The following is a 21,876-nucleotide window of genomic DNA, read 5'->3' on the forward strand; positions in this document are numbered from 1 at the left end:
TTCCGGCGGGCCGTCCAGGCTCCTCGGCGACGGCCCGCCCGCTCTCACCTACAGATCCGTCGCGATGATCTTCTCGATGTTCCGCTCGGCCAGGGCGGTGATCGTGACGAACGGGTTCACGCTGGTGTTGCCGGGGATCAGCGCGCCGTCGACGACGTACAGGCCCGGGTGGCCGGCGAGCCGGCCGTAGTTGTCCGTGGCCTTGCCCAGCACCGCGCCCCCGAGCGGGTGGTAGGTGAGGTGGTCGCCCCAGATCTTGTACGTCCCGAAGAGGTCGGTCCGGTAGATCGTCCCCTCCTTTGAGTTGATCTTGTCGAAGATGCTCTTGGCCATGTCGATGGACGGCTGCTTCCAGGCGGTCTGCCAGTTCAGCTCCACCGCGCCCGTCGCGGCGTTCCAGGTGAACTGGGCCCGGTTCGGGTTCTTGGTGATCGACAGGTAGAACGAGGCGAACGTCTCGATCCCGGTCGGCAGCGGCGCGACCTCGGCGAACGCCCCACCGGCCGCCCAGTTGTCGATGCCGCTGCACGGGATGGTCGACTGGTGGGAGCCGGTCGGGTCCCAGAGGTGGTTGGCCCGGCCGCACATCACGTTGCCGTTGTCGCCCCAGCCCCTGCCGACCTCGCCGTTCAGGTTGGGCAGCGCGCCGGTGGCCTTCAGCTTGACCAGCAGCTTGCTGGTGCCGACGCTGCCCGCCGCGAAGAAGACCCGGTCGGCGGTCACGGTCTTGGTGGCCGTGACGGCGCCGTTCGTGTCGAGCTGCTCCATGACGACCGTGTAGCGGCCCCCGGACGCCGGGGCGACCGAGGTGACCTTGTGCAGCGGCGAGATCGCGACCCGGCCGGTGGCCCTGGCCTGGGCGAGGTACGTCTTCTGCAGCGACTTCTTGCCGTGGTTGTTGCCGTAGAGGATCTCGCCCGCGAGGGCCGACTTCGTGACGGTGCCGGCCGCCTCCTGCTCCATGTAGTCCCAGTCGTACACGTCCGGGACGAAGACGAACGGGAACCCGGACCGCTGGGCGTGCTTACGGCCGACCCGCGAGAACTGGTACCACTCGGTCGAGTCGAACCAGGCCGGGTCGATCGTGGAGACCCCGAGCCCCGCGTTGGCGCGCGGGTAGTAGAGGTTGTACATCTCGTCGGCGTTCACCGTGGGCAGGATCGCGGCGAAGTTCTCGCGCTTCGGGGTGACCGCCATGCCGCCGTTGACCAGCGAGCCGCCGCCGACCCCCCGTCCCTGGTAGACCGTGATGCCGCCGAACTCCTCGGCGTCCAGCACCCCGGTGTAGCGGGGGATGTCGCGGTCGATGGGGAAGCCGAGGAAGTAGTTGAGCGGCGCCTTCGTCCTGGTCCGCAGCCAGTACGAGCGCCGGTCGGGCTCCAGCGTGCTGCAGAAGATCTTCCCGTCGGAGGCGGGGGTGTCCCAGGCCATGCCCATCTCGACCATGTGCACGTCCACGCCCGCCTGGGCGAGGCGCAGGGCGGCGACCGACCCGCCGTACCCGGTGCCGATCACGAGCGCCGCGACGCTCGCGCCGTCCGCGATGGGGCCGGCCAGGGCCCGCGAGGTGGCCCGGGCCGGCTCGCGGCCGTACAGGGCCGCGGCCCCGAGCAGCGCGCCGGTACCGGCGATGAATCCGCGACGCGAGATGCCAGAGGTCATGTCACTCATGCGGCGTTCCTCACTCTTGAGGGGTTGTACGGGGTTGCTCGCGCCTGAGTTGTGAGTGATCTACTGCTTGGCGGGCCCGGCCGGTGAGGAGCCGCCGCTGGGCAGCACGCACACGGTGTCCAGCCCCAGCACCCGGTTCAGCCGGCCGAACGCCAGCCACGACCCGATGCTCATGCTCAGCTCCACGATCTGGAGCTGGCTGTAGTGCGCGGTCATCCGCGCCCAGAACTCGTCGTCGATGCCGTGGTGGTCGAGGACGTACCGCTCGGCGTACTCGGCCGCCAGCCGGGTCCGCTCGTCGAAGGCGTCGGTGGTGCGCCAGTCCGCCACCGCGTCGGCGAACTCCGGCTCGACCTTCTGCCCGTCCCGTTCGGTACGCCAGTCCAGGCAGAACGCGCAGCCGTTGAGCTGCGCGACGCGCAGCCGGGCGGCCTCGAACTCGCGCAGGCCGAGGGTGGTGTGGGCGTACACGGCGAGGGAGAAGTGGGAGGCCGCGGGGCCGATGCCGGGGACCAGCTCGCCCCACACGTACGTGATCGGGTCCTTGCCGTCGGGGATGTCGACCCTCACGGATGGCTCCTTCCGAGCTTGCCTGTCGCGGGACGCAGCGGGACGTCGAGCGCGTCGTACAGCCCGGGCCCGGCCTCGGCCAGCCATTCGATGGCGTTGACCAGCCGTCCGGCGGCGGTGGCGTTCCCGCCGGCGGCCCGGTTGCCGTCCTCGTCGGTCGCCTCGACCGTGACCTCGATGCGCGGCCGCCCCTCGATGATCACCCGGTGCGCCCCGCCCTGGTCGGGCGTCGCCGGCCAGTCCGGCGCGCACGACGGGTGGATCCGGGTCACGTGCTCGACCACGATCCGCGGCTCGCCGCCCACGATCCCCTGCACCTCGAAGCGCAGCGCGCCCTGCGTGCCCGCCTTGAACTCGCCCATCGTGGCGGTGGAGACGGTGGCGTCGAGGGGGCGCCGCCGCACGCTCTCGCGGATCTCCTCGACCCGGACGCCGAGGCCGCGGGCGATCAGCCGCACCTGCCCGCCCCAGACCATGGTCGGCACGGTCGGGGCGATCATGGGCGGCTCGTAGTCCATCGGCTGCCCCATCCCGACCAGGTAGCGGACCGAGTCCTCCTGGTCGTAGACGGAGTAGTCGAAGATCTCCTGGCAGCGAACGGCGTCCACGGTGCCGGCCAGCCCGCTGACCAGCAGGGGCAGCACGTCGTTCCCCCAGCCCGGGTCGACGCCGGAGACGAACAGCGATCCGCCGCCCTCCGCGACGGCGTCCAGCACGCGTGCCCGCATCTCGGGCGGGGCGTCGCGCGGGTCGTACAGGGCGTAGAGGGACGGCGTGACGACCACGGCCCCCGTCCGGATGGCTCTGGTGATGTCGCCGAGCGCCTCGTCGGGGCGGATGTCGCCGGACGCGGCGTACACCACCGCCCGGGGACGCGCGCGGAGGGCGGCGTCGACGTCGGTGGTGGCGCGGACGCCGAGGGGACGGCCGAGGCCGGCCAGGTCGCCCGCGTCCCGTCCCGCCTTCGCGGGGTCGTGGACGAGGACGGCGGTGAGATCGAGCGCGGGGTGGGCGTCGACCGCTCGGATGGCGGCGCGGCCCACGTTGCCGGTACCCCAGACCAGGGTGGACACCATGGGCGGAGCGTAGCAAGCGCTTGGTTAGGTGTACAGAGGGTGTTGTGAGCGGAGTCACATCGGCGGACGGCGAGGGGCGGGCTCCCCCAAGCGACGGCAAATTATCGCGACCCACGCGAAATCAACGGCGAGCCGCCTTAAAAGAATGGCGACGCTCCGGGCCGCTGCGGAACGAACACACCACCGATCACCGACCTTCCGTTAGAGCGCTTGTCTCCGCGCGCCCGCCGCATTGTCGCCGACCTTGACAGCGAGTAGTGGCGGAGGTTGGCTGAAGTATGGCCTGATTCGCCATTTGACCGTCCGCGCGACGGCGCGCGCCGACGGCGGGACAAACACGGGCTCAATCTCTGGCGGGTGCCTATGGCGACTTACGAGTATCGCTGCCGTGATTGCGGACGATTCGAGGTGCGCCTGCCGATCGGCACCGCCGCGGCGGCGTGCGACTGTCCCGAGTGCCACGGCCCGGCCTCGCGCGTCTTCTCCTCGCCGTACCTCAGCCAGCTGTCCCCGGCGACGGCCCGCGCGCGCTCGCGGGAGGAGCAGAGCCGCGAGGCCCCCGAGGTGGTCACCAGCGTGCCCTCCCCGCGACGCCGGCAGCAGCCTCCCCACCCGGCCCTGCAGCGGCTGCCCCGGCCCTGAAGGGCGCGCCGGAGGCTACGCGTACAACCATCACGAGCATGAATGAGGAGGTGCGTCGCTGATGGGAGCCGTCGGACTTCTCTACGTCGGCGCGGTGCTTTTCCTGAACGGCGTAATGCTGCTGAACAAGGTGGACCCGCGGGCGGCGGGGATCTTCAACCTGTTCGTCGGGGCCCTGCAGGTGATCGTGCCCACGCTGCTGATCGTCACCAACCAGGCCAGGCCGGCGGCGATCCTCGCCGCGTCGGGGATCTACCTCTTCGGATTCACCTATCTCTACGTCGGGGTCAACCTGCTCGGCAACTTCGACTCCACGGGCGTCGGCTACTACTCGCTGTTCGTGGCGGTCATGGCGCTCGGGTACTCCTTCGCCAACTTCCGGGTCCTGAACGATCCGGCGTTCGGCGTCATCTGGCTCTACTGGGCGTACCTGTGGTTCCTCTTCTTCGTGCTCCTGGGATTGAAGAAGGAGCAGATCACCAGGTACACGGGCTGGGTCACGGCCATCGAGGGCTGGGTCACGGCGGCGATCCCCGCGTTCCTGATCCTCACCGGCTACTGGCGCAACCCGCAGACGGTCGCCGTCATCCTCGCCATCTTCGGCGTCGTGGTCTTCGGCGGGCTGTGGCCGCTGACCCGAGGGCGTGAGCCGTCCGCGGCGGCGCCGGCGCCGAGCGACGAGGAACTCGGCGTCAGCGACCAGCGGCACCGCCCCCGCTGGACGTGACGCGCGTATTCGAGGGAGGTGTCACGACGCACCCGTATCCGAGAACTCCGAGAGGACCACCAGCGAAGAAGGACATCATGCCGAAAGTCATATTCACCGTCGACCAGTCGAAGCCGATGCGCGACCAGGAAACGCCGGGGCACAACAGATGGCACCCGGACATTCCCGTGGTGGAAATGGTTCGCCCCGGTGATGAATTCCGGGTCGAATGCCGGGAATGGACCGACGCCCAGATCGGCAACAACGATTCGGCGAACGACGTACGCGACGTCGACCTGACCAGAGCGCACATGCTCAGCGGACCCATAGGCGTCGAGGGAGCCGAGCCGGGCGACCTCCTGGTCGTCGACATCATGGACCTCGGCCCGGTGCCGCAGCAGGTCGGCGACGCGCCAGGACAAGGGTGGGGTTACACCGGCATCTTCGCCAAGGCGAACGGCGGCGGATTCCTCACCGACTACTTCCCGGACGCGTACAAGGCGATCTGGGACTTCCACGGGATGGTCGCCACGTCCCGCCACCTGCCAGGTGTGCGGTACACCGGCATCACCCACCCCGGGCTGTTCGGCACGGCGCCGTCGGCCGACCTGCTCGCGGCGTGGAACCGCCGGGAGCAGGCGCTCATCGACACCGACCCGGACCGGGTCCCGCCGCTCGGCCTCCCGCCGCTGACCGACAACGCGCTCTGCGGCACGGCGACCGGCGACGCGATGGAGCGGATAGCCAGCGAAGGCGCCCGTACCGTCCCGGCGCGGGAGAACGGCGGCAACCACGACATCAAGAACTTCACGCGCGGGGCCCGGGTCTTCTACCCGGTCCACGTGAACGACGCGAAGCTCTCGGGAGGTGACCTGCACTTCAGCCAGGGCGACGGAGAGATCACGTTCTGCGGCGCGATCGAGATGGGCGGTTTCATCGACTTCCACGTCGACCTCATCAAGGGCGGCATGGAGAAGTACGGCGTGACCACCAACCCGATCTTCATGCCCGGGAACGTGGAGCCCCGGTACTCCGAGTTCCTGTCGTTCATCGGGATCTCGGTCGACCACGACACGGACACGAACTACTACCTCGACGCGACGGTGGCCTACCGCAGGGCCTGCCTCAACGCGGTCGAGTACCTCAAGAAGTGGGGCTACACGGGCGAGCAGGCGTACCTGCTGCTCGGCTCGGCCCCGATCGAGGGGCGTGTCAGCGGGATCGTCGACATCCCGAACGCATGCTGCTCGCTCTACCTGCCCACCGCGATCTTCGACTTCGACGTCCGTCCGACGTCGGAGGGGCCGGTGCGGGAGGAGCGCGGGCAGTGCGCCGTGACGAGCTGACGACCGCTCATCGTGGGGCCCCGCCTCGGCCTCGTCCGGGGGCGGGGCCCCACTTCGTCAATTGTCCGCAAATTTCACCCCAAGAACGGGCCGCCCGCCCGGAGCCCCCGGTCGGCCACGGACGCCCGCCCTGCCGGGCCTCCACCTCCGATGTCCCGCTCCTCCCCCGCCTTTACCCGAGTGCACGCTGACAAGCTGTCCATAAAAACCGGCAAAACCCCAGGTATCATCACAAAAAGACCTAGACGGTGATACACCTCCCCAGACAGGCGCAGACCCCCGGCATCCTTCTGGCGCGCCTGCCATTTTCGAAAGGTCAATCACTCCATGAACAACGACGCGGTGTGGGTCCGAGGCGTCACCGGCATGCAGCTGCACCACACCACCGACCTCCAGGACGCCAGCCGCTTCCTGGGCAACGCGGTGATGGCGCTGCGCGCCGCCCACGTACGGACCGGCGACGCCCGTTACTCCAGCCTGGCCTCCCAGCTCAAGAGCATGGCGGCGGAGACCCGCGTGCTGGAGAACCAGGCGCGGGAGCGCATGCACGGGCTCCACTCGGAGGACCCGGAGATGTTCACCCGCTGCCGCGAGGGCGAGGAGCCCTGGCCGGACGAGATCCAGGCCGGCTTCATCCCCCGCCACACCTGCCGCGACCAGTGCCTGTACCACGACCACGACGTCCTGGACGCCATCATGCAGTGCACCTGCGGCCAGCCCCCGTGCCGCGCTTGCGCCATCGGCGGCGCCCCGGCCTGACCCCGGCCCGGACGGGCACAGTGTGAGGGAGAGTCGCCGCCTCACCTGGGGGGTCGTCATGACACCCGGCTCGAAGCTCACCGAGGCCCGCTGGACCCATGTCGCCCTGCCGAGCTGCGACCTGGACCGGGCGATCGCGTTCTACACGACGATGACCCCGCTCGTGGTGGTCGCCCGGCACTCCGACGAGCACGGCCGCAACGCCTGGCTGTCCAACGACGGCCAGGCGGAGACGCCGTTCGTGCTCGTCCTGGTGGAGTTCGCCGAGGACCGGGGCAAACCGCAGCCGCAACTGGGACCGTTCGCCCACCTGGGCATGGAGGTTCCGGAACGCGCGGACGTGGACCGCACGGCCGCCGAGGCGCGGCGTACGGGCTGCCTGCACTGGGAGCCCATGGACCTGCCCGAGCCGGTGGGCTACGTGTGCGCCCTGAAGGACCCGGACGGCAACGTGGTGGAGATCTCCCACGGCCAGAAGGTCTACGAGGAGGTCCGCGCCCTCTGGGGTGATCGCTGAGGTGCGGCTCCCTCTCCCTCGGAGCGCGCGCGCCGAGCTCCCCGCCCCCTGAACGCGGCCGTCAGTGGCCGGCGCCCGTGAACTCGCCGGCGTTGTCGGCGCGGGCCGGCAGGAGCAGGGCGGCGGCGACAACGGCCAGGGACAGCACCGCGCCGATGATGAAGGCCAGCCGCATGCCGTCGAGGTTGGCGAGCGCCTCGGTGACGCCCTCGGCCTTCAGGGCATCGGCCCGTGCGCTCATCACGGTGATCACGAGCGCGGTGCCGAAGGCCGCGGCGACCTGCTGCAACGTGCTCAGGATCGAGCTGCCGTGCGAGTAGAGGTGCGGCGGGACCGCGCCGAGCCCGAGGGTGAAGACCGGGGTGAAGGTCGCGGCCAGGCTCACCATCAGCAGCGCGTGCAGGCCGAGCAGCTGCCAGTACGGCATGGTCATCGTGACCTGGGTGAAGCCGGCGAGCGCCAGCGTGATCCCGATCGCGCCCGGGATGACCAGGATGCGCCCGCCGAACTGGTCGAACACCCGGCCGACGGTCGGACCGAGCAGCCCCATCGCCAGACCGCCCGGCATCACGAGGAGCCCGGTCTCCAGAGGGTTGAGCCCGCGGATGTTCTGCAGGTACAGCGGCAGCAGGATCATCGAGCCGAGCATGGCCATGAAGGCCACCGACATGAGGATCAGCGCGACCGTGTAGGTGCGGTGGCGCAGGGTGCGCAGGTCCATCAGCGGCGTGCCGCGCTTCTGCAGCGAGAGCTGCCGGAAGACGAAGACGGCGATGGCGACGAGCCCGGCCACCACGAACGTGGCGGCGACGCGGACGTCACCGCCCTCGAACCGGCTCAGCCCGTAGACCAGGCCGCCGAAGCCGACCGCCGCGGTCGCCACGCTCAACCAGTCAATGGTGCTGAACTCGGGCTCTCCGACGTTCTGGAGCTGCTTGAGGCCCCGCCAGGCGATCAGGCCGGCGATGGGCAGCACCACGGCGAACAGCAGCCGCCAGGACCCGAACTGCAGGATCACTCCCGAGACGGCCGGCCCCATCGCGGGCGCGACCGAGATGGCCAGCGTGACGTTGCCCATCACCCGGCCCCGCTCGGACTCCGGCACCACCCGCATCAGCGTGGTCATCAGCAGCGGCATCATCACCGCCGTGCCCGACGCCTGGATGATGCGCGCGCCCAGCAGCACCGCGAAGGTCGGCGCGACAGCGGCCAGCGCCGTGCCGAGCAGGAACAACCCCATCGCGGTGGTGTAGGCGACGCGGGTGGTCACCCGCTGCAGGAACCAACCGGTGATCGGGATCACCGCGGCCATGGTCAGCATGAAGGCGGTCGAGAGCCACTGCGCGGTCTGCTCGGTGATGTGCATGGCGTCCATCAGCCGCGGGATCGCGTTGATCATGATCGTCTCGTTGAGGATGACCACGAACGTGGCGAGCACCAGCAGCCGGATCACGGCCGGGGTGCGACCGGAAGCGGCCGGCGCGGAGTCGGCGGGGGAGTCGAGCTGTGGGCTGGACACGGCACCTCGATCTGAGTTGTCGGACATGACGGGGTCATGGCTGGCGTCGCAGCCGCGGGTCTCACAAGAAGTCGTGGTCATGCACAGTCTGACCGGCACCACCGACAAAACTCATCGCCCCTGACCCAGCATTCCGGCAAGTGATGCGAAATGTCACCCGGTTTTCACCCGGCGGACAGCGGTGAAACCCGGTCGAGGGCGCCGTGAAACCGGCGCGGCCGAGAGTGGGGCCATGAGCATCACAGAACTCGGACGCCCCGGGGGCGACCTGTCCCCCGGCGGGGGCACCGATCCGGCCGTGCGTACGGAGGGACTGGTGAAGACCTTCGGCGCGCACCGTGCCGTCGACGGCATCGACCTGGTCGTACGCCCCGGTGAGATCTTCGGCGTCCTCGGCCCGAACGGCGCCGGCAAGACCACCACGCTACGGATGCTGGCCACCCTGCTGACCATCGACGCGGGCCGCGCCGAGATCTTCGGGGTGGACGTGGCGGCCAACCCGCACGTGATCCGCCAGCTCGTCGGCGTCACCGGACAGTACGCCTCCGTCGACGAGAACCTGACGGCCCGCGAGAACCTCTGGCTCTTCAGCCGCCTGCAGGGCATCGCCGCGCCGCGCGCCCGGCGCATCGCCACCGAGCTGCTGGGCCAGTTCGGCCTGGAGAAGGCGGCCGACAAGCCGATCGCGCAGTTCTCCGGCGGCATGCGCCGGCGCCTCGACCTGGCGGCCAGCCTGATCACCATGCCGCCGCTGATCTTCCTCGACGAGCCGACCACCGGTCTCGACCCGCGCACCCGCGGCCAGATGTGGGACACCATCCGCGGCCTCGTCGCCGACGGCTGCACGGTGCTGCTGACCACGCAGTACCTGGACGAGGCCGACCAGCTCGCCGACCGCGTCGCCGTCATCGACCACGGCCGCAAGGTCGCCGAGGGCACCCCCGACGAGCTGAAGACCGCGGTCGGCAACTCCACCCTCCAGTTGCTGCTCGCCGAGCCGGGCGAGGTGCCCGCCGCCGTGGAGGTCGTGCGGCGCGTCCTCGGCTCCGAGCCGGTCCTCAGCCCGGAGCAGGGCCGCCTCAACGTCGCCCTCGACCAGGCCGACCTGGCCGCGGACGTGCTGATCGCGCTGCGCACCGCCGGGGTGTCGATCTCCTCGGTGAGCGTGGCCAAGCCCAGCCTGGACGAGGTGTTCCTGGCCCTGACCGGCCACGAGACGGGCGACGACGAGACCGGCGCGTCCGGTGGGGAGGAGGACCGATGAGCACCGTGGTCGCACCCGCCCGTGAGGCGGTCAGGACCGCCGACCGCGTGGCGGCCGCCCGGCGGCGTGTCTCCCTCGGCGAGACACTCGGCCAGACGCTGACGATGGCGTGGCGGGCGCTGAAGAAGATGCGCCGCAATCCGGAGCAGTTCTTCGACGTGGCGTTGCAGCCCATCCTGTTCACCGCGATGTTCGCCTTCGTCTTCGGCGGCGCCGTCGCCGGTGACGTGGCGAGCTATCTGCCGCTGATGATCCCCGGCATCCTCGCCCAGACGGTGCTGACGACCTGCATGGCCACGGGCACGCAACTGCGCGAGGACATGGAGAAGGGCGTCTTCGACCGGTTCAAGTCGCTGCCGATCGCCCGGATCGCGCCGCTGGCCGGCCCCATGGTGGCCGACCTGCTGCGGTACGCGATCGCGGCCACGCTGACCTTCGGCATGGGCCTGGTGATGGGCTACCGGCCGGGCGGCGGGGTGGGCGGCGTGCTCGGCGCGATCCTGCTGGCGATCTGCACGGGCTGGTCGCTGGCCTGGGCCTTCACCTGGGTCGGCACGATCGCCCGGAGCGCCCAGGCGGTGCAGGGCATCTCCATGATGATCTTGTTCCCGCTGACGTTCCTGTCGAACGCGTTCGTCCGGGTCGAGACCCTGCCCGGCTGGCTGGCCGCGTTCGTCCGGGTCAACCCGGTCTCACACCTGGTCACGGCCGCCCGCGACCTCGCCAACAAAGCCCTGCTCAGCGGAGAGGTGGCCTGGACGCTGCTGGCGTGCCTGATCGCCATCGCGATCTTCGCGCCGCTGTCGGTACGCAGCTACAAGCGGCACATGTGAGCCCCGGCCGTCGTGGCCCGAGACCTGCCTGAGGAGGCCGCGCGCCTCGGCGAGCAGGTCGGGGCCGCGTCGATCGCCGTACTCCGCCCGCACGGCGCCCATCACCCCGGGCGCGACCCGCTCCGCGTGCGGCTCGATCCGCTCGAACGTCATGCCGGGCATGTTGGTGTTGTACGCGAACCGTTCGGCCAGCACCAGCAGCCTGATCGCGTCGCGGGAAGCCATGCCTCCCCGCAGCAGCCCCCACGCGCCCAGCCCGAAGAGCATCGACCCGCACATCGGGTAGTCGAGCACGGGGTTCTCCACGGACAGCGGGTCGTGGCCCCGGACGGTGCGGAACAGCTCCTCGCCGTACGGGACGTCCTCCGGCGAGGCGTGGTACGCGTACGCCGTCAGGGCGACCGACTCCGCGGTGATCGCCCACGGCGTGGACTCCGGGCGCGGAACCCCGGGCAGGCGCAGGTCGCGCGCCCGCTGGACGGCCAGGCGGCACTGCGCGAGCGCGGCGGCCTTCTCGCCGCGGGCCAGGGCGAGCTCGGCCGCGCACAGCGAGACGATCGCCACCCCGCCGAACACCGCCTCGCTGTCGGTGACCCGGGAGATCTCGGCGAACTCCGCCTCCGCGGTGTCGAGGTCGCCGTCGGCGAGCGCGGAGACCAGCAGCAGCGAGCGGAGCTGCGTCTCGTCGTCGGTGGCGCCGAGCCGGCTCAGCACCGGGATGGCCGCCCGCGCGTGCTCGACCGCCCGCCGGCGGTCGCCGAGCTGCATGACCAGGTGGGCCAGCACGGCGTGGTTGGTCGCGGCGAACCACGGCCCCTCGTCCTGGCGGAGCATCGTCAGGGCCCGCTCGGCGGCCGCGACCGCCCCGGTCACGTCTCCCGCGTTCTCCAGGACGTGGACGCTCATCTGCGTCGCGGCCAGGACCACCTCGGGATCGTCGCTCCGGCGCAACGCCTCCAGCCGGTGGCGCACCTCGCCGCCGTCGGCCACGTCGCAGGCGAGCACCACCTCGGCCATCGCCGCCACGCGGGGGTCCGTCGCCTCACTGACCGGCAGCCTGCGGAGCAGCTCGCGCAGCGGATCGTGGTAGCGGTCGGTGATGACCACCATGTTCATGAGCGTGACCAGCATGGCGGCCCTGGTCACCTCGACGAGGTGCGGCGGCGGCGCCCAGCCGGTGATCACCTGGATGACCGCCTCCCGGAGGACGAGGAGCCGGGAGTGGTCGCCGCGGATCGACCAGTGCATGCCGACGCCGGCCAGCAACTGGATCACCGTGACGGGATCGGGCTCGCCGAGGGCCTGCCGGAGCAGGTCGGCGAGGTTGCCCTCCTCGGCGCGCAACGCGTCGGCCGCCGCGAACTGCGCCGGGCTGAACAGGTCGGTGGCGTGCTGGAGGGCGTACGCCGTCGCCCAGGCCCGCTGCGCCGCCCGGGCGGGCGCCTCCTCGCCGGCCTCCCGCAGCCGCATCCGCCCGAACTCCCTGACGGTCTCCAGCATGCGGTAGCGCAGGCCGTACGCGGTCTCGCGGACGCTCAGCATCGACTGCTCGGCCAGCGCGTCCACGGCACGCAGGGCGTCGGGGCCGAGGACGTGTTCGGCCGCGGCCAGCGTGAAACCGTCGCCGAACAGCGACAACCACCGCAACGCCCGCCGTTCCGGCTCGGCCAGCAGGTTCCACGACCAGGCGATGACCGCGAGCAGCGTCCGATGCCGGTCGGGGGCCGTACGGATGCCGCCGCGCAGCAGGCCGAACCGGTCCGCCAGGCGCCGCGCGATCTCCTCCACCGACATCACCCGCACCTTGGCCGCGGCCAGCTCGATCGCGAGCGGCAGCCCGTCGAGCCGGGCGACGACGTCCTCCACCGCCGCCTCGTCGATCCGGACACCCGGGCGGGCGGCCGTGGCGCGCTGCCGGAACAACTCCACCGCGTCGCCCGTGGGCAGCTCGCCGAGCAGGTAGACGCGTTCGGCGGGGATCGCCAAGGGGGCGCGCGAGGTGATGAGCACCCGCAGGTCGCGGGTCGTCACGGTCAGGAACGCCACCAGGTCGGCGACGGCCTCGATCACGTGCTCGCAGTTGTCCAGGATCAGCAGCGCCGGGGCCTGGTCGAGATGCTGGGCGATCCGGGCGCGCACGTCGGAGCGCTGCTCGGCGGTCAGGGCGCGCCGCCCGCTGACCGAGTCGCGTACCCCGAGGGCCGAACCCACCTCCCCCACCACGCCCTCCGGCGAGGACACGCCGACGAGCTCGACGAAGTGGGCGACGGGCTGCGCGGCGTTCCTGCCGACGACGTGGGCCAGCCGCGTCTTGCCCAGCCCGCCGGGGCCGATGACCGAGACGACCCGGTTGGTCTGCAACAGGGCGTGCACCGCCCGGATGTCGCCGTCGCGGCCGAGCAGCGAGGAGCCGTCGTACAGGATGCCCTCGCGCACCGGGCGGTCGGCGACGAGGAGCGCGGCGTACACGCGGGCCAGCTCGGGCCCCGGTTCCGTGCCGAGCCGCGCGGCCAAGTCCGCGCGATACCGTTCGTAGCGCTCCAGGGCGGCGGCGGCACCCCGTACGGCGGCCTCGCTGCGCAGCAGGCAGGCCAGCAGCTCCTCGTCGTGCGGCCGGCCGGCCGCGACCTCCTCCAGCAGCGGGAGGGCCTGCTCGTGGGCGCCGGCGCGGCCCTGCGCGATCGCCGCGACCCGCCGCGCCTCGGCCACCCACCCCGCCGCGACGCCCCTCAGCTCGGCGAGCGCGCCGGTGGCGCCGATGGCGCCGTCCACGCCGCTGTCCACGAGCCCCATGGCCTCTTCGCCTGTCACGAGCTTCATGGCCTCTTCGGCGCGGCGACGCGCGAGCGCGGTGTCGTCCTCGGCCAGCGCGGCCCGCGCCTGCTCCACCAGCACGCCGAGCAGCAACGCGTCCACCTCGCCGGCGGGCAGCCCGAGCCGGTAGCCGCGCGGGATCCGCACCACCGCGTCAGCGCTGGTCGCCGCCCTGGTCCGCGAGACGACCACCTGCAACGCCTTCGTCGGATTGACCGGCGCCCCGTCGGGCCACAGCTCCTCGACCAGGCGCTCGTCGCCGACCCCGGCCCGCCCGCGCATGGCGAGCACGGCCAGCAGGGTCTGTGCGCGATCGCCGACCACGCGCACGCCCCGCCAGCGGACGCCGTCGAGCAGGACCAGTGCGGGGGACACCCCTTCAGCTTACGGACGACAGCTTTCGGACGACTCACAAGTGACGAGGAGGCTTGGGAGCCGTCAGGTGGTCGTCGCGGTCAGCTTGCGGGCGGCGTCCGCCTTCTTGTGGTTGCGCACCTGGACGAACGTGACCACGCCCGCCCCGATCACCAGCGCGGAGAGCACGTAGAGCGCCGTCCGGTACCCGGCCGCCAGGGCCGGCCCGTGCGCGACACCCTGCCCCTCCAGCGCGCCGGTCCGGCTGGACGCCAGCGACAGCAGCACGGCGACACCGAGCGCGATGCCGAGCTGGAAGGACGTCTGCCGCACCCCCGCCGCCAGGCCCTGCTCGTGCGGCGCGACCCCCGCCGTCGCGGCGAGGGTGGAGCTGACCGTGGTGGCGAGGATGGTCATCCCCATGGGGAACAGCGCGAGCCCGAACACCACCAGGTTCTGCGCCACCGCCATCTGCGACGCGACCAGGGCGACGAGCAGGCCGGACAGCACGGTGGCGGCGGTGAGGGACACCGCCACGCCGATCCGCGGGATCAGCCGCCCGAGGACCATGCCCCATACGACGTTCACCAGGCCGATGGGCGCCACGATGAGCCCCGCCTGCACGGGCGTGCGTCCCATGACCTCCTGCAGGTACAGGGTGACCAGCAGGTACGCCGAACCGGACAGCAGCCCCGAGGCGAGCGTCACGACGTTGGCCGCCCGCAGCATGCCCGACCGGAACAGGCCGAGACGGACCAGCGGGTCGGGGTGGCGGCGTTCCACGAACAGGAAGACCGCCAGCAGGCAGAGCCCGGCGACGAAGGGGACGACGCACTGGGGCGCGGCCCAGCCCAGCGCGCTCCCCTGGGTCGGCGCGACGACGACCAGCGCGACCCCCGCCGTGATCAGCACCGCGCCGAGCACGTCGAGCCTGCCGGAGCGCGCGGCCCCCGGAGTGGCCGCGACGCACCGTGGGATCAGGACCGCGACCAGGGCGCCGAGCGGAACCGTGACATAGAAGACGCTCTGCCAGCCCAGCGAGTCCACCAGCAGCCCGCTGAACACCAGGCCGCCCACGAAGCCGAGCACCGTGGCGACGCCGAACCTGCTCATCGCCCTCGCCCGCGCCGGCCCCTCCGGGAACGACCCGGCCAGCAGGGCCAGGGCGGTCGGAGCGATGGCCGCCGCGGAGAAGCCCTGCAGGACACGGCAGGCCACCAGCATGGCGGCGTTCACCGACAGGCCGCACAGCAAGGAGGCCAGCGCGAACGCCGCCATCCCGAGCACGAAGAAGCGCCGCCGCCCGAACACGTCGCCGATCCTGCCGCCGAGGATCAGCGCGCCACCGAACGCGGTGTTGTAGGCGGTGACGACGGCCTGCACCCCTGACGGGGAGAAGCCGAGCTCGTGCTGGATGTCCGGTAAGGCGACGGTGACGATCGACGCATCCAACATGATCATGAACTGGGCCGACAGGATGATCATCCATCCCCGTCCGCCTCGCCCGCCATCCCCCGGCAACCGCGACCGCGCCCGCACAGAACTCCCCTTCCGTCCTCCGTTCGGGCATCCCATGCTTCCGCTCCAGCCGTTCGCGGAGCTGGCGGTAATCGGCCGTCGCACAAGGGGTCGCGCGCGGGAGGCGCGCGAAACGACGAACACGCACAGTAATTGATCAACGACTGTCCGCTGTGGCATGGTGCTTGAGTCTTGATCAACTCTCCTGGGAGGCAACCATGCACGCTCGCCATCTCCTGGCCGCCGCCGCCATCTCCGCCGCCATGGGCGCGGTCACCCCGCTGCCCGCCGTGGCCGCCGACGGCCCCGCCCCGATCGGGACGGCGATGTGCGTCGACGTCAGCAACAACCGCGGCAACGGCACCCTGATGTACCAGTGGGCGTGCGACACCTACAACAACAACCAGAAGTTCGTCGTGGAGGACGGCCTCATCAAGGTGGCGGACACCATCGGCAGGAACCCGGTGATGTGCCTGGACTCCTCCAACAACCGCACCAACGGCACCCGGGTCTACCAGTGGCAGTGCCTGGGCAACGCCAACCAGATCTGGGTCGTCCAGAACGGCCAGATCATCCTCAAGTCCACCCTGAACTCGAGCAACCGCCTCTGCCTGGACGCCACCGGTGGCCGCGGCAACGGCATCCAGGTGTACCTGTGGCAGTGCGACCCGAACAACAACAACCAGAAGTTCGTGATCGGAGACGGCCAGATCGCCATCAAGGACACTTTGTCCTGACCGATCGCTACCCTGACTCTCGTTGATCGCTTACGGGAGAGGGCGCCGTGACGCAGGGACCCACCGCGGAAGCGCCGTCCCCGACGGGAGCGGCGCTGCGCTTCGGCGCGGTTCTGGCGGCCTCCGGACCGGTGATCCTGACGGCCTTCGGGGTCGGGCGGCGGAGCGTCGGCTGGTTCTGCTCCGCCCCGGACCTCGCGGGTGAGGGCCCGTACGCGCTGGAGAGCACGCCGGGAGAGCTGCTGTTCTGGGCGGTTCTCCTGCTGCCGGTCCTGCTGGCCGGTCTTCTCCTGCGCGGGTCGCGCCGGGCCACGCCGGCCGCCGTCGCGGCGGTCGGGGTCGTGCTGGCGTTCGGGCTCTTCACCGCGTTCTTCCTGCCGGGTCTCGACCCGTGCACCGCGCGGTTACGCGCGGTCGTGCCGCCCTGGCCGTTGATCGTCTGCTACCCGGTGGCCGCGGGAACGCTGCTCCTGGCGCCCCGCCCGCCCCCGGCACGCGGGTCCGCTCCGTGGACCCCGGTCCTGTGGGCGGGCGCCGCCGGGGCGGCGGCATGGGCGGCGATGTTCCACCGCCTCCCGATCACGGCCGGCAGGTTCGAGGTCATCCTCTACGCCGGCAACACGACGCAATCGCCCTGGGACGGCCTCGTGTGGTGGTCCTGCGACGCTGACGTGATCGGCCTGCCGGTCGTCCTCGTCGCGCTGGCGGCGACCGCGGGAGCCACCGCACCTGCCCGGTGGGGACGGGCCTTCGGCGCCGCGACCGCCGCGGTTCTCCTGCTCTCGCCGCTGCTCGACCTCGTGACGTACATGGCGCAGTGCGGCGACGAGTTCCCGTCGTTCCTCGCCGACTCGGTGCGATGGAACCTGCTCGTGGCGGCCGGCCTCGTCGCGGCGGCCATCCGGCGCCCCGGGATATCGGTCTCCCGAGCCGGGGCCGTCCACCTCGTACGGCGCTCGTGGGGGCGGGCGAAGGACCTCGCCGTCGTAGTAGTGATCGCAGCCGCCGCCGTCTGGCTGGTCGTCTCGTCCTTCACGCCGACCCGGTAGGGGGACGCTTCACTGCTTCGAGGCGCTCGGGGACGGGCTGGCGGACGCCGTGGACGTGGCGCTCTTCGTGAGCAGTTGCTCGAGGGACGACGGGTCGCCGAAGATCTGCTGGACGGTCTCCTGGCTGAGCGGCTGGCCGTTCACCTTGAGGGTGGGGGTGCCCGTCACGTTCTGCGCCGCCGCGTACTGCGTGCTCTTGTCGACGTCGCCGGCCTTCTGCGCGCCGGTCACGCACGACTCGAAGGCCGGGGTGTAGAAGCCGAGATCACGGGCCCAGTTGAGCAGCTCCTTGTCGGCGAAGCCCTCCTTGCCTTCCTCGGGCTGGTAGGCGAACAAGGTCTTCGCGTACGACGGCCAATGGTCGGCGGGGGCGCACATGGCCGCGTTGGCGCCACGGCGGGAGACCGAGGGAACCGGTTCCTGGAAGTCCGGGGCCTTGAAGAGCTGGAAGGGGCGGTAGACGACCCTGACCTTGCCTTTCGCCGCGAGACTCTTGACCTTGTCCCCGACCCGCTCCTCGAATCGCTTGCACATGGGGCACTGGAAGTCTTCGTAGATCTCCAGGGTCGGCTGGGTGACGTCCTGCTTGGACATGAGGATCGAACCGTCGGACTGGCGGCTGATCGGCGCGAGGGGGCCGGTGTAGGCGACGGCCTTCTGATCGCTCTGGCTACTCCTGTTGACGACCAGCACCGCCACGACGACCACGACGGCGGCCACCAGCACACCGCTCAGCACCCCGACGATCAGCTTGCGCTGCTTGTCGCGTATCGCCTGGCGGCGCCGCTCCTCCGCAAGCCTCTCCCGGGCGGATCGCTGACGGGTGCTCTTACTCATTCTCTCTCCTCGCGGAAATCCATGGCGCCGGATTCAACACGCCGGTCGGGTCACTGGGGCGAATCGGCGATGCGGCGGAGTTCTCCCGTCAGCACCAGGACGAACAGCAGCACGGTGAGCACATGGATCGCGGTGCACCACAGGCAGATCTTTCCCAGGATGATTTCGGCCGCGACCAGATAGACGACGAAAAGCACGCCCGCGACCACGCAGGCCAGTCGTCCCCACCTGAGAAGCGGACGGGAGGAACGTATCGCGAACGGCAGGTTCAGCACGCCGAGGGCCAGGAAGAAAAGCAGGCCCAGCACGGGGAGGGGAACGCCGGCGAGTTCGGAGAACTTACTCGTGGTGACCGACTCGCAGTCGATCGTCGCGCTTTTCGAGCACACCAGGACGACGTCGTTGTTGTAGTGGACGACGGCGAGATAGCTGGAAATCGCCAGCCCCGCCAGCACCAGCGTTCCGACCACGACGGAGAGCCATCGGGGTTGCGTATAGCCCGCCTTCGGCACCCGCGGCGCGGCCTCGCTCGTTTCCATATCGTCCCTTCCGGCCGGCTCCCCTGACGGAGCCCAAATAGCTGAAAGTGCCAGACGGCTCTCAGATGATGACACATCCCAAGAGGGCGCGGGGCCGGTCCCGGCGACGCCCCACAAGGAGCACGGTCCGGTCAGAGAAGCACATCCTCATTCAACATGGCCTCGTACAAGGCGCGGAGCCGGCGTCCGGGTTCAGTGCCGAGTTCACGCACGAAAAGCTCGCGTCTTTGGTGGTAGAGTGCGATCGCCTCGTTGGGCCGGCCGTCACGGTATGTCGCCAGGAGAAGTTGGGCCAGCAATCCTTCCCTATAAGGATGCTCCAGGGACACCTCAAAGATTTCGGGCAGAACCTCACGATGGCAGCCGCGGGCGATTTCGGCGTCGTACAGGTCCTCCATCGCCGCGAGTTTGATCTCGGTCAGGCGCGAGCGCTCGTGGAAGACGCCTTCCGCCGTCGTCAGCCCGTCGTAGGCGACGCCGCTCCACAGCGCGAGCGCCTCGCGCAACGTCCGGATGCCCTCCGGTACGTGCCCCTCCGCCAGGCTGGCCCGGCCGCTGTCGACCAACCGCTCGAACACGTGGGCGTCGAGTTCCTCGGAATCGAGCGAGGCCTCGTATCCCGAACCGGACAGGGTGATCCTGCCGGGGTCGTCGAGCAGGCGGCGCAGGCAGCACACCTGCACTTGGAGATTCTTGCGCGCCGTACGGGGCGGACGGTCTCCCCATAACAAATCGATGAGGTGGTCGGCGGATACGGGCCGGCCCTTCCGGGACAAGAGAATCGCCAGGAGATGGCGCGGCTTGGGCGGCAACGGAATCGCTACGTCATCCTTGCAGGTTTTCACCACACCCAGCACTTGGAATTGCACCGGCCCCTCCTTGCGCCCCGTCAGCGGTCAAGCGTCCGAAGGCTAACAAGGCAATCGGTCATATGCAATGCGATAGTGACAACCAGGCATGAGCGTGACACCGGAGCTACAAAGAGTGATATCAGCGCCCAGACCTGCACTTTAGCCAAATTTTTACCCGGCACAGCAACTCTGCAGGAACCGAAGAAGTGGCCGCAGATGGCCACTGTTCCACTGCGAGAGGAGTGAGGTCATGTTCGGCAAGTTCCAGGAGCTCGGAGCACAACTGATTGCCCGCCTTATCCCGGCGGTCGAGGCATCCGCGAGCTGTGTGCCGCAGTGCTACGCCCAGTGCTGGCAGTGCAACTACGGACCCTGTCAGGTCTGGACCGACTGCCACGTCAGCTGCAACGGCTGAGGTAATCGTCTCTCTTGGGCGGGGAGTGCGGAAGTCTCCGCCCAAGGGGGGCTTGACAATAAGCGAGGAGCCCGGATATGCGGCATGCCGCTTACGGCATCGATGCAATGCTCGCATTTATATTTCTCGCCTCGTTCATCGGTAAAACAGTGCCGCGTGGCGCTTTCGACAGATTCACGACCGCCGTCGCCGAGATGCGGCTGGTCCCCCCGCGACTCGGACGCGGGGTCGCCCGGCTGGTGGTCGCCGCGGAGCTCCTCGTCCTCGCCCTGCTCGTGACCCCGTTGCGGGCGACCGCGTGTCTTGGCCTGGCGGGAGCGGCGGCGCTGCTCGGGGGCTTCTCGGCCGCCATCGGTACGGCACTGCGCGACGGGACGCGGCGGCCATGTCACTGCTTCGGGCGGTCCACCACCCCCATGGGGATCCATCACGTCGTACGGAACATCACCCTGGCCTGCCTCGCGCTCGCCGGCCTCGCCTTCCACGCGATGAACGACGCGTACCGCCCGGCCGACAGCTGGGCCGCCATCGCCGTCGGCCTGGTCCTGGGCGGGTTGCTCGCGGCGCTGGACGACATCTACGAGCTGTTCAAGCCCATGAGCCGGGCTGCCTAGTCCCGGACGACCCAGCACATCGAGGAGAGTTCCTATGTCCATCGCAGCCGTCGTGGCGATGTTGGCGGCATTGCTCGGAGTCCTGAATCTCGCCCTCATGCTCGGCGTGATACGCAGACTGCGCGAGCACACCGAGTTGCTCAGCCGGGCCCCGGAGGGCACCGCCTCGATCGGCAGGGGCGAAGCCGTCGACGCCTTCGACGCGGTCACCGTGGACGGGGAGACGGTGTCCCGCGAATCGCTGCTCGACGGCTCCGTCGTGGCCTTCTTCTCGGCCACCTGCGCTCCCTGCCAGGAACGCCTGCCCAAGTTCGTCGCCTACGCCAGGACGCTGCCCGAGGGGCGCAGGCAGGCGCTGGCCGTCGTGATAGGCGAGGGTGAGGATCTCGACGGCTTCGTCACGGCCCTCGGCCCGGTGGCCCGCGTCGTCGTGGAGAAGGCCAGCGATCCGGTCAACTCGGCGTTCGGCGTGCAGAGATATCCGGTCGTCCTCGCCGTGGCGCGTGACGACAGAGGCCGGCTGACCGTACGCAGCGACCGGGTGAACCTCAATCGGCCGGCTCCTGTGGCAGCATGACCCGCCCGGGGACGCGGCTCCGGCGTGGGCATGGGGTCGGCCTCCGGACGCCGTCGTGGGCACTCGGCGGGCTGGCCGCCTGGTCGCTCGCCATCGCGGCGGCACCCGGCGTGCTGGCGCTCCACGTGGCGGCCACACTCGCCGTGGGGCTCGCCCCTGTCTTCATCGCCTGGCAGCTGAAGCTGGTCATCGACGGCATCGCGGACGCCGCGTCCCGCACGGGCGTGCTCATCGGTCCGGTGCTCGGCCTGGCCGTGGGCGGGCTGGTGGTGTCGGTGGTCCCGCAGGTGATCCGCTTCCTGCGCGGAGAGATGGATCGGCGGGTCGGGCTGCTGGCGCAGGACCGTCTCTTCACAGCGGTCGAGCGGCTCCCCGGGCTCGCCCCCTTCGAGGACCCCGGCTTCCTGGACCGACTCAGGCTGGCCGTGCAGTCCACGAGCACGTCGCCGTACCCGAACCAGGCGCTCGACGGCATGGTGGGGACGGTGCAGTCGACGGTCGTGGCGCTCGGCTTCCTCGGCACGATGCTGACGCTGAGCCCGCCGATGGCAGCGCTGGTCCTGGCCGCCGGCCTGCCCGCGCTCGGCGCGCAGCTCGCGCTCTCGCGGGCCAACGCGCGGATGTAGGGGAGAATCGGGCCGGTCGAGCGCCGGGAGTTCTTCTACGCG

Annotated in this window: 21 protein-coding genes and 1 pseudogene; 13 read left to right on the forward strand and 9 right to left on the reverse strand. The window is 70.4% G+C overall.

All coding sequences use genetic code 11. The annotated features are described in order from the left end of the window. Window positions 1–48 precede the first annotated feature (48 nt). From HD595_RS15785 to HD595_RS15795, 3 genes are read right to left on the reverse strand one after another with little or no spacing between them, the layout of a single operon-like run. Window positions 49–1,671: a GMC oxidoreductase gene (locus HD595_RS15785; RefSeq protein ID WP_253769720.1), complete on the reverse strand. Its 1,623-nt coding sequence runs from the start codon at window positions 1,669–1,671 to the stop codon at window positions 49–51. Between the two features lie 60 nt (window positions 1,672–1,731). Continuing rightward, window positions 1,732–2,241 (reverse strand): carboxymuconolactone decarboxylase family protein, encoded by a 510-nt coding sequence (locus tag HD595_RS15790; protein ID WP_253769722.1) that lies wholly within the window; start codon window positions 2,239–2,241, stop codon window positions 1,732–1,734. Next, entirely contained in the window at window positions 2,238–3,317 is a 1,080-nt protein-coding gene (locus tag HD595_RS15795) for an NAD(P)H-dependent amine dehydrogenase family protein (protein WP_253769724.1), read from the reverse strand. Before HD595_RS15795 ends, HD595_RS15790 begins: the two co-directional genes overlap by 4 nt. 363 nt (window positions 3,318–3,680) lie before the next feature. On the opposite strand from HD595_RS15795, the gene HD595_RS15800 reads away from it, so the two are divergent. The 5 genes from HD595_RS15800 to HD595_RS15820 all read left to right on the forward strand — a co-directional run bounded on the left by HD595_RS15800 (window position 3,681) and on the right by HD595_RS15820 (window position 7,287). Continuing rightward, entirely contained in the window at window positions 3,681–3,959 is a 279-nt protein-coding gene (locus tag HD595_RS15800; RefSeq protein ID WP_301310338.1) for an FmdB family zinc ribbon protein, read from the forward strand. Window positions 3,960–4,020: 61 nt separating this feature from the next. Further along, complete coding sequence (locus HD595_RS15805) at window positions 4,021–4,686, forward strand: AmiS/UreI family transporter (RefSeq protein ID WP_253769728.1); 666 nt, start codon at window positions 4,021–4,023, stop codon at window positions 4,684–4,686. A 77-nt stretch (window positions 4,687–4,763) separates the two neighbouring features. Further along, on the forward strand, window positions 4,764–6,011 hold the full coding sequence (fmdA, locus tag HD595_RS15810; protein ID WP_253769730.1) for a formamidase: 1,248 nt from the start codon (window positions 4,764–4,766) through the stop codon (window positions 6,009–6,011). Between the two features lie 327 nt (window positions 6,012–6,338). Next, window positions 6,339–6,770, forward strand: a complete 432-nt coding sequence (locus HD595_RS15815) for a hypothetical protein (protein WP_253769732.1) — start codon at window positions 6,339–6,341, stop codon at window positions 6,768–6,770. A gap of 58 nt (window positions 6,771–6,828) precedes the next feature. After that, window positions 6,829–7,287: a VOC family protein gene (locus HD595_RS15820; protein ID WP_253769734.1), complete on the forward strand. Its 459-nt coding sequence runs from the start codon at window positions 6,829–6,831 to the stop codon at window positions 7,285–7,287. A gap of 61 nt (window positions 7,288–7,348) precedes the next feature. Here HD595_RS15820 and HD595_RS15825 read toward each other — a convergent pair whose 3' ends face one another. Further along, a complete protein-coding gene (locus tag HD595_RS15825; RefSeq protein ID WP_253769736.1) occupies window positions 7,349–8,806 on the reverse strand; it encodes an MDR family MFS transporter in 1,458 nt (485 codons plus the stop codon). Window positions 8,807–9,038: 232 nt separating this feature from the next. Here HD595_RS15825 and HD595_RS15830 point away from each other — a divergent pair, with 232 nt between their 5' ends. Continuing rightward, window positions 9,039–10,070: an ATP-binding cassette domain-containing protein gene (locus HD595_RS15830; protein WP_253769738.1), complete on the forward strand. Its 1,032-nt coding sequence runs from the start codon at window positions 9,039–9,041 to the stop codon at window positions 10,068–10,070. Next, the gene (locus HD595_RS15835) at window positions 10,067–10,903 is read left to right on the forward strand and encodes an ABC transporter permease (protein WP_253769740.1); all 837 of its coding nucleotides are present in this window, start codon (window positions 10,067–10,069) and stop codon (window positions 10,901–10,903) included. The genes HD595_RS15830 and HD595_RS15835 overlap by 4 nt, the downstream gene beginning before the upstream one ends. 2,016 nt (window positions 10,904–12,919) lie before the next feature. Here HD595_RS15835 and HD595_RS15840 read toward each other — a convergent pair. Next, window positions 12,920–13,999, reverse strand: a pseudogene (locus tag HD595_RS15840) (BTAD domain-containing putative transcriptional regulator); the annotation flags it as partial. Between the two features lie 156 nt (window positions 14,000–14,155). Next, window positions 14,156–15,556 carry an MFS transporter gene (locus HD595_RS15845; RefSeq protein WP_253769742.1) on the reverse strand — a complete coding sequence of 467 codons (1,401 nt, stop codon included), beginning with the start codon at window positions 15,554–15,556 and terminating at the stop codon, window positions 14,156–14,158. Between the two features lie 251 nt (window positions 15,557–15,807). Between HD595_RS15845 and HD595_RS15850 the strand changes: the two genes are divergently transcribed. Next, complete coding sequence (locus tag HD595_RS15850; protein WP_253769767.1) at window positions 15,808–16,326, forward strand: RICIN domain-containing protein; 519 nt, start codon at window positions 15,808–15,810, stop codon at window positions 16,324–16,326. Window positions 16,327–16,373: 47 nt separating this feature from the next. After that, window positions 16,374–17,375 carry a hypothetical protein gene (locus HD595_RS15855; protein ID WP_253769769.1) on the forward strand — a complete coding sequence of 334 codons (1,002 nt, stop codon included), beginning with the start codon at window positions 16,374–16,376 and terminating at the stop codon, window positions 17,373–17,375. Window positions 17,376–17,384: 9 nt separating this feature from the next. Here HD595_RS15855 and HD595_RS15860 read toward each other — a convergent pair whose 3' ends face one another. From HD595_RS15860 to HD595_RS15870, 3 genes are all read right to left on the reverse strand, one after another. Further along, window positions 17,385–18,212, reverse strand: a complete 828-nt coding sequence (locus HD595_RS15860) for a DsbA family protein (protein WP_253769771.1) — start codon at window positions 18,210–18,212, stop codon at window positions 17,385–17,387. Window positions 18,213–18,262: 50 nt separating this feature from the next. Continuing rightward, window positions 18,263–18,751 carry a vitamin K epoxide reductase family protein gene (locus HD595_RS15865; RefSeq protein WP_253769773.1) on the reverse strand — a complete coding sequence of 163 codons (489 nt, stop codon included), beginning with the start codon at window positions 18,749–18,751 and terminating at the stop codon, window positions 18,263–18,265. A 131-nt stretch (window positions 18,752–18,882) separates the two neighbouring features. After that, a complete protein-coding gene (locus tag HD595_RS15870; protein WP_253769775.1) occupies window positions 18,883–19,620 on the reverse strand; it encodes an AfsR/SARP family transcriptional regulator in 738 nt (245 codons plus the stop codon). A gap of 232 nt (window positions 19,621–19,852) precedes the next feature. Here HD595_RS15870 and HD595_RS15875 point away from each other — a divergent pair, with 232 nt between their 5' ends. The 4 genes from HD595_RS15875 (at window position 19,853) to HD595_RS15890 (ending at window position 21,834) form a co-directional block, all read left to right on the forward strand. After that, window positions 19,853–20,017, forward strand: a complete 165-nt coding sequence (locus HD595_RS15875; RefSeq protein ID WP_253769776.1) for a hypothetical protein — start codon at window positions 19,853–19,855, stop codon at window positions 20,015–20,017. Window positions 20,018–20,094: 77 nt separating this feature from the next. Continuing rightward, window positions 20,095–20,631: a MauE/DoxX family redox-associated membrane protein gene (locus HD595_RS15880; protein ID WP_337960022.1), complete on the forward strand. Its 537-nt coding sequence runs from the start codon at window positions 20,095–20,097 to the stop codon at window positions 20,629–20,631. Between the two features lie 34 nt (window positions 20,632–20,665). Next, window positions 20,666–21,208, forward strand: a complete 543-nt coding sequence (locus tag HD595_RS15885) for a thioredoxin domain-containing protein (protein ID WP_253769778.1) — start codon at window positions 20,666–20,668, stop codon at window positions 21,206–21,208. Then, window positions 21,205–21,834: an ABC transporter ATP-binding protein gene (locus HD595_RS15890; protein WP_253769780.1), complete on the forward strand. Its 630-nt coding sequence runs from the start codon at window positions 21,205–21,207 to the stop codon at window positions 21,832–21,834. The genes HD595_RS15885 and HD595_RS15890 overlap by 4 nt, the downstream gene beginning before the upstream one ends. The last annotated feature ends 42 nt before the right edge of the window (window positions 21,835–21,876 follow it).

This window comes from Nonomuraea roseoviolacea subsp. carminata, assembly GCF_024172185.1.
GTDB lineage: Bacteria > Actinomycetota > Actinomycetes > Streptosporangiales > Streptosporangiaceae > Nonomuraea > Nonomuraea roseoviolacea.

What these genes read in the sequence shown, in the direction of transcription:
- HD595_RS15785 (WP_253769720.1), bottom strand. Translation starts at nt 1,671, where the DNA reads ATGAGTGACATGACCTCTGGCATCTCGCGTCGCGGATTCATCGCCGGT.
- HD595_RS15795 (WP_253769724.1), bottom strand. Translation starts at nt 3,317, where the DNA reads ATGGTGTCCACCCTGGTCTGGGGTACCGGCAACGTGGGCCGCGCCGCC.
- HD595_RS15800 (WP_301310338.1), top strand. Translation starts at nt 3,681, where the DNA reads ATGGCGACTTACGAGTATCGCTGCCGTGATTGCGGACGATTCGAGGTG.
- HD595_RS15805 (WP_253769728.1), top strand. Translation starts at nt 4,021, where the DNA reads ATGGGAGCCGTCGGACTTCTCTACGTCGGCGCGGTGCTTTTCCTGAAC.
- fmdA (WP_253769730.1), top strand. Translation starts at nt 4,764, where the DNA reads ATGCCGAAAGTCATATTCACCGTCGACCAGTCGAAGCCGATGCGCGAC.
- HD595_RS15815 (WP_253769732.1), top strand. Translation starts at nt 6,339, where the DNA reads ATGAACAACGACGCGGTGTGGGTCCGAGGCGTCACCGGCATGCAGCTG.
- HD595_RS15820 (WP_253769734.1), top strand. Translation starts at nt 6,829, where the DNA reads ATGACACCCGGCTCGAAGCTCACCGAGGCCCGCTGGACCCATGTCGCC.
- HD595_RS15830 (WP_253769738.1), top strand. Translation starts at nt 9,039, where the DNA reads ATGAGCATCACAGAACTCGGACGCCCCGGGGGCGACCTGTCCCCCGGC.
- HD595_RS15835 (WP_253769740.1), top strand. Translation starts at nt 10,067, where the DNA reads ATGAGCACCGTGGTCGCACCCGCCCGTGAGGCGGTCAGGACCGCCGAC.
- HD595_RS15845 (WP_253769742.1), bottom strand. Translation starts at nt 15,556, where the DNA reads ATGATCATCCTGTCGGCCCAGTTCATGATCATGTTGGATGCGTCGATC.
- HD595_RS15850 (WP_253769767.1), top strand. Translation starts at nt 15,808, where the DNA reads ATGCACGCTCGCCATCTCCTGGCCGCCGCCGCCATCTCCGCCGCCATG.
- HD595_RS15860 (WP_253769771.1), bottom strand. Translation starts at nt 18,212, where the DNA reads ATGAGTAAGAGCACCCGTCAGCGATCCGCCCGGGAGAGGCTTGCGGAG.
- HD595_RS15865 (WP_253769773.1), bottom strand. Translation starts at nt 18,751, where the DNA reads ATGGAAACGAGCGAGGCCGCGCCGCGGGTGCCGAAGGCGGGCTATACG.
- HD595_RS15875 (WP_253769776.1), top strand. Translation starts at nt 19,853, where the DNA reads ATGTTCGGCAAGTTCCAGGAGCTCGGAGCACAACTGATTGCCCGCCTT.
- HD595_RS15880 (WP_337960022.1), top strand. Translation starts at nt 20,095, where the DNA reads ATGCGGCATGCCGCTTACGGCATCGATGCAATGCTCGCATTTATATTT.
- HD595_RS15885 (WP_253769778.1), top strand. Translation starts at nt 20,666, where the DNA reads ATGTCCATCGCAGCCGTCGTGGCGATGTTGGCGGCATTGCTCGGAGTC.
- HD595_RS15890 (WP_253769780.1), top strand. Translation starts at nt 21,205, where the DNA reads ATGACCCGCCCGGGGACGCGGCTCCGGCGTGGGCATGGGGTCGGCCTC.